Here is a 15,460-nt window from a genome sequence, read left to right on the forward strand (position 1 = left end):
CCCCCGGCCTTCCGATTGATCGTTTCATCGGTGAGGATGGACGGCATGCGGACTCTCGTGGTGCTCGACGCCCCCTCCAACCTCGGCCTGCGCCCGCCCGCTCCGGGCACCGTACCCGGCTGCTACAAGCTGGCCGGCGCCCTGCGCGAGCAGCGCGTCCCGCAGAGACTGCGGGCACGGGAGGGCGGGGTGGTCGTACCCCCGCGCTACGACCTGGGCGACTGGCAGGAGGGCGACGGCGTCTTCAACGCCGCCGCGCTCGCCGCCTACACCGTCAAGCTCGCCGACCGCCTCGAACACCACGTCCGTGCCGGTGACTTCCCCGTCGTCCTCGGCGGCGACTGCTCCATCCAGCTCGGCGCCTCGCTCGCCCTGCGCCGCCTCGGCCGGTACGGGCTGGCCGCGATCGACGCCTCGCACGACTTCCGCCACACGGGCAACTCCGACCGGATCGGCGCGGCGGGCGGCGAGGAGGTCGCGCTGGCCACCGGGCGCGGGCAGCGGGACCTCACCGACCTGGAGGGGCTCGGGCCCTATCTGCGGGACGAGGACGTGCGGTTCTTCGGCATCCGCGACTGCTTCGAGGAGGACCGGGCCGAACTTGCCGCGCTGAAGATCCCCGTGGTCACCGTCGGGGACATCCGCGAGTGGGGCGCCGACGCCCTCGCCTGCGCCACCGCACAGACCTTCGAGGTGCCGGGCATCGACGGCTTCTGGGTGCACCTGGACGCCGACGTCCTCGACCCGTCCGTCATGCCCGCGGTCGACAGCCCCGACCCGGACGGCCTCCAGCCCGCCGAACTGGTCGAACTGCTGCGCCCGTTGCTCGCCTCCGAGCGCTGCGCGGGCTTCAACGTCACGATCTACGACCCCGACCTCGACCCGGACGGCACTGCCGGAGCCCTGCTCGCCGACGTCATCGTGGACGCCTTTGCGCAATCCTGACCGGCAGCGCCCCTGGCCGACTCACCGCGCGCCGGGTTCCATGGTCATCGTGACGAGGATCCGACGTGAGGTACTGACCCTGTCCGCCGCGCGGTTGGGACCCGACAACCCCCTGCCCGCGCTGCGCCCGCTCGACGAGGCCCACCGCGTCGACGACCGGGAACGCGACGACATGCCCCGGGACATGGCCCGGCAGCTCGGGTACGAGCCGCTGCGCGGCCTGCTCCCGGTGCGGGTGCGGGACGGGTACGGCAGAGACCGCGAGCCGGCCGCCCTCGACGCCCTGGTGATCGAGAACGACCGGTTGCGCGCCACCGTCCTGCCTGGCCTCGGCGGACGCATCGCCTCCCTGGTCCACCTGCCCACCGGACGCGAACTCCTCTACCGCAACCCGGTGTTCCAGCCCGCCAACTTCGCCCTCAACGGGGCCTGGTACTCGGGCGGCATCGAATGGAACATCGGCGCGACCGGCCACACCACCCTTTCCTGCGCGCCCCTGCACGCCGCCCGCGTCCCTGCCCCGGACGGCGGAGAGATGCTGCGCCTGTGGGAGTGGGAGCGGCTGCGCGACCTGCCCTTCCAGGTCGACCTGTGGCTCCCGGAGGGCTCCGACTTCCTCCATGTCGGTGTCCGGATCCGCAACCCGCACGAGCGCCCGGTGCCCACCTACTGGTGGTCCAACACCGCCGTGCCCGAGGACCGCAGGATCCTCGCCCCCGCCGAGGAGGCCTGGCTCCCCCACTGCCCTGAGGGCGTGGGAGGTACCCCCATCGGCTACGAGCGCCGCCTGCGCCGCGTGCCCGTCCCGTCGTACGACGGCATCGACCGCACCCACCCGCTCAACAGCCCCTACGCCGCCGACTACTTCTACGAGGTCCCGGACGGGCGGCGCCGCTGGATCGCCGCGCTGGACGCCGACGGGCACGGCCTGGTGCAGACCTCCACCGACGTGCTGCGCGGCCGCAAGCTGTTCGTGTGGGGGAGCGGCCCCGGCGGCCGGCGCTGGCAGCAGTGGCTCACCGAACCCGGCACCGGCGGCTACTGCGAGATCCAGGCGGGGCTCGCCCGCACCCAGCTGGAGCACGTCCGGCTGGAACCGGGGAGCGAGGTGTCCTGGCTGGAGGCGTACGGGCCCCTCGACGCACCCCGCGACGGCGCGTGGACGCAGGTCGTCCAGGGCGCGGAGGAGCGGCTCGCGGCCGTCCTGCCGCGCGCCCGCGTCGAGGAGGCCTACGCGGCCTGGAAGCCGTACGCCGACACCGAACCCGGCGAGATTCTCGCCGCAGGCTCCGGCTGGGGCGCGCTCGAAGTGCTGCGGGCCGACTGGGAGCTGCCCGGTACGCCGTTCGCCGAGTCCACCCTCGGCGAGGCCCAGGCGCCCTGGCTGGAGCTGCTGCGCACCGGCTGTCTGCCCGAGCCGCGCCGGGTCCGCCCGCCCGGCCAGACCCTGGTCGCCCCGCACTGGCGGGACATGCTGGAGACCGCGCCCGCCACCCCGCACACCGAGTACCACCTCGGCGTCGCCCAGTGGCACGCGGGCGACCGCGCCCAGGCGGTGCGCAGCTGGGAGCGGGCGCTGCAGCTCGCGCCGTCCCTGTGGGCGCTGCTGCGCTGTCTGGCCGTGGCCGACCAGGAGACCGGCCACCACGAGCGGGCCGCCGAACGGTACGCGGAGGCCTTCGACGACCTGTGCCGCGAGCGGCGCGACGACGGCGAGACCTGGACGGCCGCCGTGGCCGCGCTCGGCGGCGAGACGCTGCACGCGCTGCTCAGGGTCCGGCGGACGGCCGACGCCCGCGCGGTGTGGGAGCGGCTGCGGCCCGCCGTCCGGCGCCGCGGCCGGTTCCGGTTGCTGGAGGCCGAACTGCTCCTTGCGGAGGGACGGCGAGCCGAGGCCCGGGCCGTGTTCGACGAGGGGTTCGAGGTGGCCGACCTGCGCGAGGGCGCGGACGCGATCGGCCGGCTGTGGGCCCGCCTCGCCGACGAGCCCCTGCCCGAGCGCTACGACTTCCGGATGCGGCCGGACACCCCCTGAGCGGCCGGCTCAGCCGCCCTGGTCGACGTACTCGAAGACCGAACCGTCCGGATGCACCGCGATCAGATTCCGGCCCACCGGCGTCGGCACCGGTCCCGCGAGGATCCGGGCGCCCAGCTCCGAGAGCAGCCGGTGGGTCGCGTCCACGTCCTTCACGGCGATGGTGGCCGCCACCTTGCGCAGCAGCTCCAGCTCGGACTCGGGCCCGCTCATCAGCAGAAAGCAGCCGATCGCGGCGACCTGCACACCCCCGCGTCCGAACCGGAGCGCTCTGCCGCCCGCGAGACGCTCGTAGAAGGGGATCGCGGCTTCGAGGTCGTCGACACAGATGCGCAGCGAGGCGCCGAGAATCTCCATACCGGCGAGCCTAGTTGGGGCGACCGGGCGCGCACAGCCCGCGGCCGGGGCCGACGCCGTTACACCCCGTGTCCAGCGGGTACCCGCAGCTCATGGACGGTATGGATCACCTGGAACATCTGGACAGGCATCTTGTCGAGGAGCTGGCACAGGTGGCACGCGAGACGGTGCGCGACGAGCTGCGCGAGCAGAGCCGCAAGCAGCGCCGCACGGCCATGCTGTACGCCGCCTCCGGCGCCGTCGCCCTGTACGCGGGCGGCGCGCTCGCCCTCGCCCTGGGCCTCGGCCTGGCGGCCGGTCTGCCCGGCTGGGCAGCCGCGCTGATCACCGCGGCGATCCTGGGCGCCGTCGCCTACGTGCTGCGCGGCGCCGCCCACCCGAATCACCCACACCCGCACACCCCGGGCCGCGTGATCGGCGGCACCCCGCCGGCCGGCCCGCCCGGAGGACTCGGCGTGCCCTACCCGCCGATGCCCACCGAGCCGCCGCCCGGCCCGCCCACCGACCCCGAGGGGCCGCACCACCGCGCCTGACCTCGGCGGACGCCGGACGGGACCGGCCGAGGCGGCGTCCGGGTGAGTCCGACGGCGTTTGGGTGACCCGTGCCCGGTTACGCGGAAGGCCTCGGACGAGCCACACCGCCGGAGGCGCACCGTGAGTCGACCGCACGTCGTGATCGTCGGCGCGGGCTTCGCCGGGTACCGGGCCGCCCGCACCCTCGCCCGGCTGACCCGGAGCCGTGCCCGCGTCACCCTGCTCAACCCGACCGACTACTTCCTGTACCTGCCTCTGCTGCCCCAGGTCGCCGCCGGGATCCTGGAGGCCCGCAGGGTCACCGTCTCGCTGCCCGGCACCCTGCGCGGGGTGCGGCTGGTGCTCGGCGAGGCGGACCGCGTCGACCTGGACCGGCGCGCCGTCTCCTACACGGACCCCGAGGGCGGCACCGGCACCCTCGGCTACGACCGGCTGGTCCTCGCGGTCGGCAGCGTCAACAAACTGTTGCCGATCCCCGGAGTCGCCGAGCACGCACACGGGTTCCGCGGGCTGCCCGAGGCGCTGTACCTGCGCGACCACGTCACCCGCCAGGTGGAGCTCGCCGCCACCGCCGACGACCCGGACAACCGCGCCGCCCGGTGCACGTTCGTCGTGGCCGGCGCCGGCTACACCGGCACCGAGGTGGCCGCCCACATGCAGCTGCTCACCGACAGCCTCGTACGCCGTCAGCTGCCCGGCCTCCGGCGGCCGCGGTGGATCCTGCTCGACGTCGCGCCCCGGGTGCTGCCCGGGATGGACGAACGGCTCTCCCGCACGGCCGACCAGGTGCTGCGGGCGAGGGGCGTCGACGTACGGATGGGGACCTCGGTGAAGGAGGCCACCCCGCAGGGGGTGCTGCTGACCGACGGCGAGTTCGTGGCGACGCGGACCCTGGTGTGGTGCGTCGGGGTCCGCCCGGATCCCCTGGTCGAGGCCGTCGGGCAGCCCCTGGAACGGGGCCGGCTGATCGTGGACCCCTACCTCCAGGTGCCCGGCCGCGACCAGGTGTTCGCCTGCGGTGACGCGGCCGCCGTGCCGGATCTGGAACAGCCCGGCACCTTCACCCCCATGACCGCCCAGCACGCCTGGCGGCAGGGCAAGGTGGCCGGCGAGAACGTGGCCGCCTCGCTCGGCCTCGGCCGGCGCCGGCGCGCCTACCGCCACCACGACCTCGGCTTCGCCGTCGACCTCGGCGGCGTCCAGGCCGCCGCCGACCCGCTCGGCATCCCGCTGTCCGGGCCGCCGGCCGGCCTGATCACCCGCGCCTACCACCTGGCCGCGCTGCCCGGCAACCGTGTCCGCGTCGCCGCCGACTGGCTCCTGGACACCGTACTCCCGCGCCAGGGCGTCCAGTTGGGCCTGGTCCGCTCCTGGGCGGTCCCGCTGGACACCGCGTCACCGGAACTGCCGCGCGGACCGCACCGGGCGGGCGAACCCGCCGCGAACCGGTCCGGTGCCGAGCGGCCCCCTCACCCCTGATCCCCAGCCCATGCGGAACGCCCGGCCTCCCCGGGCGCAGCGGAAGGAGACTCATGAAGACCGCCGAACTCGCCGAACTGGGACAGCAGTTGCGCGTGGACAGCGTGCGGGCCGCCGCCGCTGCCGGGTCCGGGCATCCGACCTCCTCGATGTCCGCCGCCGATCTGATGGCCGTCCTGCTCGCCCACCATCTGCGCTACGACTTCGAGCGCCCCGAACACCCCGCCAACGACCGCTTCGTCCTCTCCAAGGGGCACGCCTCGCCCCTGCTGTACTCCGCGTACAAGGCGGCCGGTGTCATCGACGACGGCGAACTGCTCACCTTCCGCAAGCTCGGCAGCCGCCTCGAAGGGCACCCCACCCCCCGCCGGGTGCCCTGGGTGGAGACGGCCACCGGCTCGCTGGGCCAGGGCCTGCCGGTCGGTGTCGGCATCGCCCTCGCCGGGAAACGCCTGGACCGCTCCGGCTACCGCGTGTGGGTGCTGTGCGGGGACAGCGAGCTGGCCGAGGGTTCCGTCTGGGAGGCCGCCGAACACGCCGGATACGAGCACCTGGACAACCTCGTCACGATCGTGGACGTCAACCGGCTCGGCCAGCGCGGACCCACCCGGCACGGCCACGACCTGGATGCCTACGCCCGCCGCTTCCAGGCCTTCGACTGGCACACCATCGAGATCGACGGGCATGACGTCGACGCGATCGACCAGGCCTACGGCGAGGCGCTGTCGACGACCGGACAGCCCACGGTGATCCTCGCCCGCACCCTCAAGGGCAAGGGCGTCGCCGCTGTTCAGGACCGCGAGGGCCTGCACGGAAAGCCGCTGCCGGAACCCGAGGAGGCCGTCGCCGAACTGGGCGGCCCGCGCGGTGCGCACGTCACGGTCGGCGAACCGCCCGCCGCCGCGGTGCTCCGCTCCGTCACCACCGAGGTGCTCCGACTGCCGCGCTACGGACCGGGGGACGAGGTCGCCACCCGGGACGCCTTCGGCAAGGCCCTCGCGGCACTCGGCACCGCCCGCGGCGACATCGTCGCCCTGGACGGCGAGGTCGGCGACTCCACCCGTACCGAGCTGTTCGCCAAGGAACACCCCGACCGCTTCTTCGAGTGCTACATCGCCGAACAGCAACTCGTCGCCGCGGCCGTCGGCATGGCGGTACGCGGCTGGGTGCCGTACGCCTCCACGTTCGCCGCCTTCTTCACCCGCGCCCACGATTTCGTGCGCATGGCGTCGATCAGCGGTTCCGGGATCAACCTGGTCGGCTCGCACGCGGGTGTCGCGATCGGGCAGGACGGGCCCTCGCAGATGGGTCTGGAGGACCTGGCGATGTTCCGGTCCGTGTACGGCTCGACCGTGCTCTACCCGTGCGACGCCAACCAGACCGCCCGGCTGGTCGCGGAGATGGCCGCACTCGACGGCATCCGCTATCTGCGCACCTCGCGCGGGGCGAGCCCGGTGATCTACGGCCCGGACGAGGAGTTCCCGGTCGGCGGCAGCAAGGTACTGCGCTCCAGCGAGGAGGACCGGCTGACCGTCGTCGCGGCCGGGGTCACCGTGCACGAGGCGCTGGCCGCCGCCGAGCGGCTCGCCGAGGACGGCATCGCCGTGCGGGTGATCGATCTGTACTCGGTCAAACCGGTCGACGAGCAGACCCTGAGCCGGGCCGCCGAGGAGACCGGCTGCCTGGTGACCGTCGAGGACCACCACGAGCAGGGCGGCCTCGGCGACGCCGTCGCGGAGGCGTTCGGCGACGGCCGGCCCGTGCCCCGTCTGGTCCGGCTGGCGGTGCGCATCATGCCGGGCTCGGCCGCGCCCGACCAGCAGCTGCACGCGGCCGGCATCGACGCCGTGAGCATCGAGGCCGCGGCGAAAACGCTGGTCGAGGAGGCGGTCGTGCCCTGAGCCCGGCGCACGCCACGAGCATCGTCCTCCGGCTCACCGGTGTCTCGGTCGACAAGGCCCGGCGGATGGGATCGACTGGAAGCCGGCCGTGCGTCGAAGGAGGCCCCATGCCCGGACTTCGCTACGTCTACGCCGTCTGCCGCCCCCTCGGAGCGCCTCTGCAGGCCCAGCTGACGGGCGTCGCCGGCGCACCGCCGGCGCTGCTGCACCACCACGGGCTGGTCGCGGTCGTCAGTACGGTCCCGGAGGACGACTTCTGCGAGGAGGCCCTGCGGGCCCGCCGGACGGACCGCGACTGGCTGGCCGCCACGACCCGGGCCCACCAGGGCGTGATCGACGCGCTCACCACCGTCACCACCCCGCTGCCGCTGCGGCCCCACACGGTCTTCCGGGACGACAGCGGGGTCCGGACGATGATCGAGGCCCGCGAGGACCACTTCCGGTACACCCTCGACCGGCTGGAGGGCCGGGTGGAGTGGGGCGTCAAGGTCTACGCCCGGACCGGGACGGCCGACGAGAGCTTCGCCCGGGCCCTGCACGAGCGGCTCTCCCGCCATGCCGAGGACGTCCGGCTGTACCCGTCCCAGGACGCCGCGCGTTCCACGGCGCCGGGCCGGAAGGTGCTCGACGCCGCCTATCTGGTGCCGCGGGCGGATTCCGAGGCGTTCGTGGAACTGGTGGACCGCGCGAAGGGCGAGTCGCCCGGAATCCGGGTGGAACTCGCCGGCCCCTGGGCGGCCTATTCGTTCACCGGTGAGTTCACCCCGCAGGAAGTGTGACCCAGGGGCGGCCCGCCACCGGCGGCGGCGCGTTCGCGAATGCCGCGGTTCAGGCTTCTTTGCGGCACAGGATCTCGCCGTGCAGGACCGCGAACCAGCCGTCCTCCCGCCGGCCCCACTCCCGCCAGGCCTCGGACACCGCCCGCAGCCGCTCCGGCGTCGCGTGACCACCCCGCACGGCGCGCTCGGCGTAGGTCGAGGCGAGGGTGCGGTCCGCCCACAGCCCGCTCCACCAGGCGCGCTCCTCGGGCGTGGCGAACGTCCAGGTGCCGGAGGTGGCCGTGATGTCCCGCAGGCCCGCGGCCAGCGCCCAGGCCCTCAGCCGGCGCCCTGCGTCGGGCTCCCCGCCGTTGGCCCGGGCTACCCGCTCGTACAGGTCCAGCCAGTCGTCCAGGCCCGGCACCGCCGGGTACCAGGTCATCGCGGCGTAGTCCGCGTCGCGTACGGCGATGAACCCGCCCGGCCTGGTCACCCGGTGCATCTCGCGCAGCGCCCGCACCGGGTCGCCCACGTGCTGGAGCACCTGATGGGCGTGGACCACGCAGAAGGTGTCGTCGGGGTATTCCAGGGCGTGCACGTCGGCGACCGCGAAGTCCACGTTGGCCAGGCCGCGCCCGGCCGCGGTCTCGCGGGCCCGGTCCAGGATCCCCGGTGCGTGGTCGACGCCGGTGACGTGGCCCTCGGGGACCCGTTCCGCCAGGTCGGCGGTGATGGTCCCCGGGCCGCAGCCGATGTCCAGGATCTTCATGTGGGGCTTGAGCACATCGAGCAGGTAGGCCGCGGAGTTGGCGGCGGTCCGCCAGGTGTGCGATCTCAGCACCGACTCGTGGTGCCCGTGCGTGTAGACGGCGGTCTCCCGCGCTTCCGGCATGGCTGTGCCCCTCCTCGTCGTACCCGTTCCGGGGCCGGCGACCCCGTCCTGCGGTACAGCTCACGCTACGCGTCCTGCCGAATATTGAGACTCCCGTTTCGCTATATGGACTTGAGGGGGATTCAGGGCAGGGGCCGGTAGACCGTCAGGGCCTGGGGCAGCTTGTCCACCAGTACCTCCCCCCGCACCTCGGTGACCTCCCCGTCGTACGCCAGCGGTGTGCCCGGCCCGACGCCGGTCAGCCGCAGCCGCTTCAGTCGCACCGCCGCATGGGCCGGATGGAGGTACCTCCCGCTCGAGCCAAGCCGAGAGCGGGGGAGGCTGAGCGGGCCCGCCGCCGCGGCCGCCAGCAGCCGCAACGCGGGCCTGCGGCCGCCGTGCACGACCCGCACGTCCAGCAGCCCGTCCGCCAGGTCGGTCCGGCGGCCGGGCACGAGCCCCATCCGCCGGTAGACGCCGTTGCCCACGAACAGCAGCCACAACGGGCGTCGCCGGCCGCCGAGTTCGACCTCCAGTGGATGCCGGTCCGCGTGCAGCACCCGGTACGCGCCGAGCACCCCGGCCGGCCAGCCGCCGATCCGGGACGACCAGCGTTCCCGGACGCGCACCAGCTCCGGATAGACGCCCAGGCCGAGCGTGTTGAGGAAGATGCCCTCGTGGTCCCCGGCGACGAACCGGCCGACGTCCACCCGGACCGCCTCGCCCCGGCGCACGGCACCGGCCGTCGTGCGCTCGTCCTCCACCCCCAGATCGCAGGCGAAGTGGTTGAGCGTGCCGCCGGGCAGCACCGCGAGGGGCAGACCGTGCCGCAGCGCGACCGCGGCCGCCGCGTTCACCGTCCCGTCGCCCCCGCACACCCCGAGCGCCCGCGCCCGCGCGGCCGCCTTCTCCAACTCGGCCGGCATGTCCTGGGGCTCGCACTCCAGGAGCTCCGCCCCGGGCAGCGCCTGCCGCAGCACGCGCACCCGCTCGGAGGTGCCCGAGGCACGGTTGGCGACGACGACCAGACCGTCGCCCTCGGGCAGCGCCGGTGCCGCTGTCCGCGGCCGCGCGGGCGGCGCGGCCTGGGCGCGGGTCGGCACCAGCGCCCGCACGGCGAACGCGGCGCCCGCGCCGAGCGCCGCCCCCGCGAGCACATCGCTCGGGAAGTGCACGCCTGTGTAGACACGGGACATGGCCACGGAGAACGCCACCGGCGCCACCACCGCCCCCCACGCCGGGGACTCCAGGCCGACACCGGTCGCGAAAGCGGCCGCCGACGCCGCGTGTCCCGACGGGAACGACGTGGTGATCGGCTGCCGCTTCAGCTGCCGTACCAGCGGCACCGGGTCCAGGACCGGCCGCGCGCGGCGCACCGACCGCTTGCCGAGGGTGTTGATGGTCAGGGAGGCCAGACTCAGGGAGGCGACCCCGCGTGCGGCGGCCCGCCGGGCCCTCGGCGTACGGCTCGCCGCGATCGCGGCGGCCGCCGCGAACCACAGCACCCCGTGGTTCGCGCTGCGGCTCAGCCTCGGCAGCACCCGCTCGGCGCCTGGCCAGTGCCATGCGGCGGCCGCGTGGAACAGCCGGGCGTCGAGGGCGAGCGGCCCGCGCAGGGCGTGCCGGCCGGTCGTCGGGACGGCGGTCAGGTCGACGTCTGCGCTCATGGGGTGCGGTTACCCTGAAGCAGCCGATTCCTGTGTCCGCGTACGCCCGACGGCCTGACCCGACGCGAGAGGATCCCCCGGATGCGCCTGCTCCTCGTCCGCCACGGCCAGACCCCCTCCAACGTCGCCAACCTGCTGGACACCGTCGTACCCGGCGCCGGCCTGACACCGCTCGGCGAGCGGCAGGCCGCCGCCATGCCCGAGGCGCTCGCGGACGAGGACATCGAGGCGGTCTACGCCTCCACCCTGACCCGCGCCCGGCTCACGGCCGCCCCGCTGGCCGCCGCCCGCGGCCTCGACGTGATCGTCCGCGCCGGCATCCGTGAGCTGTCCGCGGGCGACCTGGAGATGCGGCCCGGCGACTCCCCGGAGGGCGGGCTGTACCTGCGTACGGTGTTCGCCTGGGCGGCCGGGGACACCACGCTCAGGATCCCCGGCGGGGAGAGCGGCGAGGAGGCGCTGGCCCGGTACGACGCGGTGATCGCCGAGGCCGCGGCCTCGGGCGCCGGCACCGTCGCCATGGTCAGCCACGGTGCCGCCATCCGCGTGTGGACGGCCGCCCGCGCGGTCAACGTCGACGTGGCCTTCGCCGCCGCCCGCCCGCTGGCGAACACCGGCGCGGTCATCCTGGAGGGCTCCCCCTCCGACGGCTTCAAGGCACTGTCCTGGGCGGGCGCGACCGTCGTACCGGCGGGCGAGGGCGGCCCGGCCGGAGAGCCCGTGGACGCGGCCGGCCGAGCGGACGGTCCCCGCACCGATGAAGCGACCAGCGGTTGCTGCGAGGCCGGGCTGCGTTCAATTCAGGACCGATAAGCGACCGATAAGCGTTTGCCCCGGATCGGGGGCGCCCCACAGAATGCCTCCTTATGGGACATCTGGAAGCCGCGCACCTCGAGTACCACCTCCCCGACGGGAGGACGCTGCTCGGCGATGTCTCCTTCCGGGTCGGCGAGGGCGCCGCCGTCGCCCTGGTCGGTCCCAACGGCGCGGGCAAGACGACCCTGCTCCGGCTGATCTCCGGCGAGCTGAAACCGCACGGCGGCACGGTCACCGTCAGCGGCGGCCTCGGTGTGATGCGCCAGTTCGTGGGCTCCGTACGCGACGAGACGACCGTACGCGACCTGCTGGTCTCCGTCGCCCCGCCGCGCATCCGCGAGGCGGCGAAGGCGGTCGACACGGCCGAGCACGCCATCATGACCGTCGACGACGAAGCGGCCCAGCTGCGCTATGCCCAGGCCCTCGCCGACTGGGCGGAGGCGCGCGGCTACGAGGCCGAGACCCTGTGGGACATGTGCACCACCGCCGCCCTCGGCGTGCCGTACGAGCGGGCCCAGTGGCGCCAGGTGCGCACCCTCTCCGGCGGCGAGCAGAAGCGCCTCGTCCTGGAGGCCCTGCTGCGCGGCACCGACGAGGTACTGCTGCTGGACGAGCCGGACAACTACCTGGACGTGCCCGGCAAACGCTGGCTGGAACAGCAGCTGAAGGAGACCCGCAAGACGGTCCTGTTCGTCTCCCACGACCGTGAGCTCCTCGCCCGCGCCGCCGAGAAGATCGTCTCCGTGGAGCCCGGCCCGGCCGGCGCCGACGCCTGGGTGCACGGCGGCGGCTTCGCCACCTACCACGACGCCCGCCGCGAACGCTTCGCCCGCTTCGAGGAGCTGCGCCGCCGCTGGGACGAGAAGCACGCGCAGCTGAAGAAGCTGGTCCTGAACCTCCGTCAGGCGGCGGAGAACAGCGCCGACCTCGCCTCCCGCTACCGGGCCGCGCAGACCCGCCTGCGCAAGTTCGAGGAGGTGGGGCCCCCGCCCGAGCCGCCCCGCGAGCAGGACATCACCATGCGCCTGAAGGGCGGCCGCACCGGCATCCGCGCCGTCACCTGCAAGAGCCTCGAACTGACCGGCCTGATGAACCCCTTCGATCTGGAGGTCTTCTACGGCGAGCGGGTCGCCGTGCTCGGCTCCAACGGCTCGGGCAAGTCGCACTTCCTCAGGCTGCTCGCCGGGGAGGAGGTGACGCACACGGGGGCGTGGAAGCTCGGCGCGCGGGTCGTTCCCGGTCACTTCGCACAGACCCACGCCCACCCCGAGCTGCAGGGCCGTACCCTCCTCGACATTCTGTGGAAGGAACATTCCCAGGACCGGGGGGCGGCCATGTCCCGACTGCGCCGCTACGAACTGACGGGCCAGGCCGAACAGTCATTCGACCGGCTCTCCGGCGGTCAGCAGGCCCGCTTCCAGATCCTCCTGCTGGAACTGCAGGGCGTCACCGCCCTGCTGCTGGACGAGCCGACCGACAACCTCGACCTGGAGTCCGCCGAGGCCCTCCAGGAGGGCCTGGAGGCCTTCGAGGGCACGGTGCTCGCGGTCACCCACGACCGCTGGTTCGCCCGCTCCTTCGACCGCTTCCTGGTCTTCGGCAGCGACGGCCGTGTCCGCGAGACCTCGGAGCCGGTCTGGGACGAACGCCGCGTGGAACGGGCCCGCTAGCCCCCTCGCTCCGCCGGAGGGCCCGGGGAGCCGGATGTTCGTACAGTGGACTGAAGGAACGCGAGCTTCACGGCTCCCTCCCGGAAACGCTCGGGGGCAGCGCATTCCGGGCGGGCACCCGAACCGGACGAACGACCACGACGAGCGGGGCACCACCATGACCGGAGTCGACCCCAGCCGACTGGACGACCAGCAGCTCATGAAAGAGCTGGAGACGATCCACCGCACACGGCACGACACCCTGCTGTACGGCTCGAACGACGCGCTGCGGGTCCACAACGAGCGCATGGCTCAGCTGGAGGGCGAGTACCTGCGGCGCAACCCGCGCCGCCTGGTCAGCGCGGGCCGCACCCGCGAGGGCGCCCGCGAGCGCTGCTGCGGCGAGGCGGCGACTCCGGGCACGTCCGGCACCTGAGGCGGCCGTCACGCGCCGGGACCACCCCTTTCGGGGCGGGCCTTCTCACGCGGGGCCGCACCCCTTTCGGGGCGTCCGGCTCACGGCCGGTCACCAGATCGTTCGGGCCGCCGTCGCGGATCCTCACCTTCCCTTCCGGGCTCGCGGTACGGGTTTCGGGGCCGAGTGCGGCGCTCCGTCCCGGTCGGCCCCGGCCAGGACGCGTACGCCTCCTGGAAGCGGCCCCGGCTCACCGGCCGCCCGCCACCGCCTCGGCCAGCTGCTGCACATGGGCGTACCGCGCCGAGCGCGGGAGCCTGGCCACCGCGTCGATCAGCGCGCCCGGTGCGTTGCTCCGGCGCAGGGACCGCGTCAGCTCGCCCGCGTGCGCGGGGAACGCGTGCCGGCTCAGGTGCCGGGCCAGCTCCAGCCGCACCCGCTCCAGTGACGCCGCGGATCCGATACCGCCCACCGGCCCGCTCCAGACCTCCGGGTCGTCGTCGGCGGCCGGCTCCGGGTCGTGCCACTCGTCGACGCGCGTCGGGTGCCCGGACTGGAGCAGGCCCTTCAACTCGTGCTTCATCTCGTCGTCCCGATGGACGCTCAACCGGTCACTGCCTCGCTGCATGTCTTCCTCCAGACGAGAGAGGGTCCGCACCGCGTACCCGGCCACCGGCCGCCGGACGGCGGCTTCGCGCACGATGAGCGGACGGTCCGGTCCGCACCTACCGAGTCACCTGCGCGGGAGAGGGAAAACCTCGCCCGGTTCCCGACACCGGGGCGCGATCGCGACAAGCGGCCGGCCGCCGGCTCCGGGTCACCCGCCCGGCCGTTCGCGTCCCGCGAATGGGGCCCGGCCGCGCGCGGCGCGGCGGCAGGCGGGCTGTGATGGCACCGAGGGCACGACAGCCGTGTCCCGCAGCCGTACCGCCGTCCCGGTGGCCGCCGCCCGGCGTCCGCCGCCGTGCCGAGGAGCCCACCCCATGCGCCGCACCGCCCGTGCCCTGTCCGTCGCCGTCCTGGCCGGTGCCGGGCTCTTCACGGCCGGGCCCGCCGCCCTCGCCGACCCCAGCCCCGGCACCGCCTCGCCCAGCGTCGCCGCCACCGCCTCCGCGCCCTGCGACGCGGACGCCGGGCTGCTCCCCGACGCCCTCGCCCCCGCCTCCGGGGGGCGCGAACAGGGCGCACCGTGCGAGGGCGGTGGGAACGACGACGACGGCACCCAGTGCCAGGAGGGCGAATCGTGCCCGGACGGCGCACAGTGCCGTGACAGCGAGGTGTGCCCCGAGGGGGCCGCCCCCCACGAGACCGCACCCCGCGACGGGACCGCGTCCGACGAGCAGACCGCGCCCCGTGACGGGACCGCGTCCGACGAGCAGACCGCACCCCGTGACGGGACCGCCTCCGACGAACAGACCGCACCCCGTGACGGGACCGCCTCCGACGAACAGACCGCACCCCGTGACGGGACCGCCTCCGACGAACAGACCGCACCCCGTGAGGGGACCGCGTCCGACGAGCAGACCGCGCCGCACGACGGGACCGCGTCCCACGAGGAGAGCACACCCCGCGACGGGACCGCCCCGTGCCGTGACGGCGACACCTGTGCCGAAGGGACCGGTGAGTGCCGGGAAGGCGCGCAGTGCCCCGGCACCGGACAGGAGTGCGCCGGGGCGCGGTCCTGCACCGGCGGGCACACCTGTCTGGAGTCCGGCGAGGGCACCGACTGCGACCCGGCGACCGTGGAGCACGGCGCCGACGCCGGGCGGGGAGGCACCTTCAGCGACTCGGTCCCGGCCCTGGTCGCCGGCGGGGTGCTGATCGCCGCGGCCTGCGGGGGTGCCCTCTACCGGCTGCACGGCCGCAGGAGGTCCGCGGGCGGCTGAAGCGCGCCGTCCCGGGGGACCGTGAGCGGACGGCTCCGGGCCACCGCCCATGGAAGGCCGTCGGGGCGGGTACACACCATCCCGTGGGCACCACCAGCGGGCACCACACCCACGAGCCTCGCGGCCGGCACCACAGGAGCGGCCACA

14 protein-coding genes are annotated in these 15,460 nt (G+C 74.4%); 10 read left to right on the forward strand and 4 right to left on the reverse strand.

Annotated elements, in window-relative coordinates; all coding sequences use genetic code 11:
• Positions 1-45 precede the first annotated feature (45 nt).
• The gene (locus AVL59_RS13980) at positions 46-945 is read left to right on the forward strand and encodes an arginase family protein (protein ID WP_067303572.1); all 900 of its coding nucleotides are present in this window, start codon (positions 46-48) and stop codon (positions 943-945) included.
• Between the two features lie 40 nt (positions 946-985).
• Entirely contained in the window at positions 986-2,980 is a 1,995-nt protein-coding gene (locus tag AVL59_RS13985) for a DUF5107 domain-containing protein (protein WP_067303575.1), read from the forward strand.
• Positions 2,981-2,989: 9 nt separating this feature from the next.
• On the opposite strand, the gene AVL59_RS13990 is transcribed toward AVL59_RS13985, so the two are convergent.
• Entirely contained in the window at positions 2,990-3,337 is a 348-nt protein-coding gene (locus AVL59_RS13990) for a VOC family protein (RefSeq protein ID WP_067303578.1), read from the reverse strand.
• Between the two features lie 92 nt (positions 3,338-3,429).
• Here AVL59_RS13990 and AVL59_RS13995 point away from each other — a divergent pair, with 92 nt between their 5' ends.
• The 4 genes from AVL59_RS13995 (at position 3,430) to AVL59_RS14010 (ending at position 8,030) form a co-directional block, all read left to right on the forward strand.
• On the forward strand, positions 3,430-3,870 hold the full coding sequence (locus tag AVL59_RS13995) for a phage holin family protein (RefSeq protein WP_067303581.1): 441 nt from the start codon (positions 3,430-3,432) through the stop codon (positions 3,868-3,870).
• A gap of 121 nt (positions 3,871-3,991) precedes the next feature.
• On the forward strand, positions 3,992-5,350 hold the full coding sequence (locus tag AVL59_RS14000; RefSeq protein ID WP_208870372.1) for an NAD(P)/FAD-dependent oxidoreductase: 1,359 nt from the start codon (positions 3,992-3,994) through the stop codon (positions 5,348-5,350).
• Between the two features lie 53 nt (positions 5,351-5,403).
• Complete coding sequence (locus AVL59_RS14005; RefSeq protein WP_067303586.1) at positions 5,404-7,251, forward strand: transketolase; 1,848 nt, start codon at positions 5,404-5,406, stop codon at positions 7,249-7,251.
• Between the two features lie 107 nt (positions 7,252-7,358).
• Entirely contained in the window at positions 7,359-8,030 is a 672-nt protein-coding gene (locus AVL59_RS14010) for a GvpL/GvpF family gas vesicle protein (protein ID WP_067303588.1), read from the forward strand.
• Between the two features lie 49 nt (positions 8,031-8,079).
• On the opposite strand, the gene AVL59_RS14015 is transcribed toward AVL59_RS14010, so the two are convergent.
• The gene (locus AVL59_RS14015) at positions 8,080-8,901 is read right to left on the reverse strand and encodes a class I SAM-dependent methyltransferase (RefSeq protein ID WP_067303592.1); all 822 of its coding nucleotides are present in this window, start codon (positions 8,899-8,901) and stop codon (positions 8,080-8,082) included.
• Positions 8,902-9,023: 122 nt separating this feature from the next.
• Positions 9,024-10,547, reverse strand: coding sequence for a bifunctional phosphatase PAP2/diacylglycerol kinase family protein (locus tag AVL59_RS14020; protein WP_067303595.1), 1,524 nt, complete (start codon positions 10,545-10,547; stop codon positions 9,024-9,026).
• An 81-nt stretch (positions 10,548-10,628) separates the two neighbouring features.
• On the opposite strand from AVL59_RS14020, the gene AVL59_RS14025 reads away from it, so the two are divergent.
• The 3 genes from AVL59_RS14025 to AVL59_RS14035 all read left to right on the forward strand — a co-directional run bounded on the left by AVL59_RS14025 (position 10,629) and on the right by AVL59_RS14035 (position 13,448).
• Positions 10,629-11,360 (forward strand): histidine phosphatase family protein, encoded by a 732-nt coding sequence (locus AVL59_RS14025; RefSeq protein WP_079146690.1) that lies wholly within the window; start codon positions 10,629-10,631, stop codon positions 11,358-11,360.
• A 53-nt stretch (positions 11,361-11,413) separates the two neighbouring features.
• Positions 11,414-13,033, forward strand: a complete 1,620-nt coding sequence (locus AVL59_RS14030) for an ABC-F family ATP-binding cassette domain-containing protein (protein WP_067303598.1) — start codon at positions 11,414-11,416, stop codon at positions 13,031-13,033.
• A gap of 157 nt (positions 13,034-13,190) precedes the next feature.
• The gene (locus AVL59_RS14035) at positions 13,191-13,448 is read left to right on the forward strand and encodes a DUF6158 family protein (protein ID WP_067303599.1); all 258 of its coding nucleotides are present in this window, start codon (positions 13,191-13,193) and stop codon (positions 13,446-13,448) included.
• A gap of 229 nt (positions 13,449-13,677) precedes the next feature.
• Here the strand turns inward: AVL59_RS14035 and AVL59_RS14040 are convergent, their stop codons facing one another.
• The gene (locus AVL59_RS14040; RefSeq protein ID WP_067317250.1) at positions 13,678-14,055 is read right to left on the reverse strand and encodes a DUF2795 domain-containing protein; all 378 of its coding nucleotides are present in this window, start codon (positions 14,053-14,055) and stop codon (positions 13,678-13,680) included.
• Between the two features lie 355 nt (positions 14,056-14,410).
• On the opposite strand from AVL59_RS14040, the gene AVL59_RS14045 reads away from it, so the two are divergent.
• Positions 14,411-15,313: a hypothetical protein gene (locus AVL59_RS14045; RefSeq protein WP_067303603.1), complete on the forward strand. Its 903-nt coding sequence runs from the start codon at positions 14,411-14,413 to the stop codon at positions 15,311-15,313.
• Positions 15,314-15,460 lie beyond the last annotated feature (147 nt).

The organism is Streptomyces griseochromogenes, from assembly GCF_001542625.1.
In the GTDB taxonomy this organism is placed as follows: Bacteria; Actinomycetota; Actinomycetes; order Streptomycetales; family Streptomycetaceae; genus Streptomyces; species Streptomyces griseochromogenes.

Coding starts and splice junctions, on each gene's coding strand:
- AVL59_RS14005 (WP_067303586.1), top strand. CDS start 5,404: ATGAAGACCGCCGAACTCGCCGAACTGGGACAGCAGTTGCGCGTGGAC.
- AVL59_RS13985 (WP_067303575.1), top strand. CDS start 986: ATGGTCATCGTGACGAGGATCCGACGTGAGGTACTGACCCTGTCCGCC.
- AVL59_RS13980 (WP_067303572.1), top strand. CDS start 46: ATGCGGACTCTCGTGGTGCTCGACGCCCCCTCCAACCTCGGCCTGCGC.
- AVL59_RS13990 (WP_067303578.1), bottom strand. CDS start 3,337: ATGGAGATTCTCGGCGCCTCGCTGCGCATCTGTGTCGACGACCTCGAA.
- AVL59_RS14020 (WP_067303595.1), bottom strand. CDS start 10,547: ATGAGCGCAGACGTCGACCTGACCGCCGTCCCGACGACCGGCCGGCAC.
- AVL59_RS13995 (WP_067303581.1), top strand. CDS start 3,430: ATGGACGGTATGGATCACCTGGAACATCTGGACAGGCATCTTGTCGAG.
- AVL59_RS14040 (WP_067317250.1), bottom strand. CDS start 14,055: ATGCAGCGAGGCAGTGACCGGTTGAGCGTCCATCGGGACGACGAGATG.
- AVL59_RS14030 (WP_067303598.1), top strand. CDS start 11,414: ATGGGACATCTGGAAGCCGCGCACCTCGAGTACCACCTCCCCGACGGG.
- AVL59_RS14010 (WP_067303588.1), top strand. CDS start 7,359: ATGCCCGGACTTCGCTACGTCTACGCCGTCTGCCGCCCCCTCGGAGCG.
- AVL59_RS14045 (WP_067303603.1), top strand. CDS start 14,411: ATGCGCCGCACCGCCCGTGCCCTGTCCGTCGCCGTCCTGGCCGGTGCC.
- AVL59_RS14025 (WP_079146690.1), top strand. CDS start 10,629: ATGCGCCTGCTCCTCGTCCGCCACGGCCAGACCCCCTCCAACGTCGCC.
- AVL59_RS14035 (WP_067303599.1), top strand. CDS start 13,191: ATGACCGGAGTCGACCCCAGCCGACTGGACGACCAGCAGCTCATGAAA.
- AVL59_RS14015 (WP_067303592.1), bottom strand. CDS start 8,901: ATGCCGGAAGCGCGGGAGACCGCCGTCTACACGCACGGGCACCACGAG.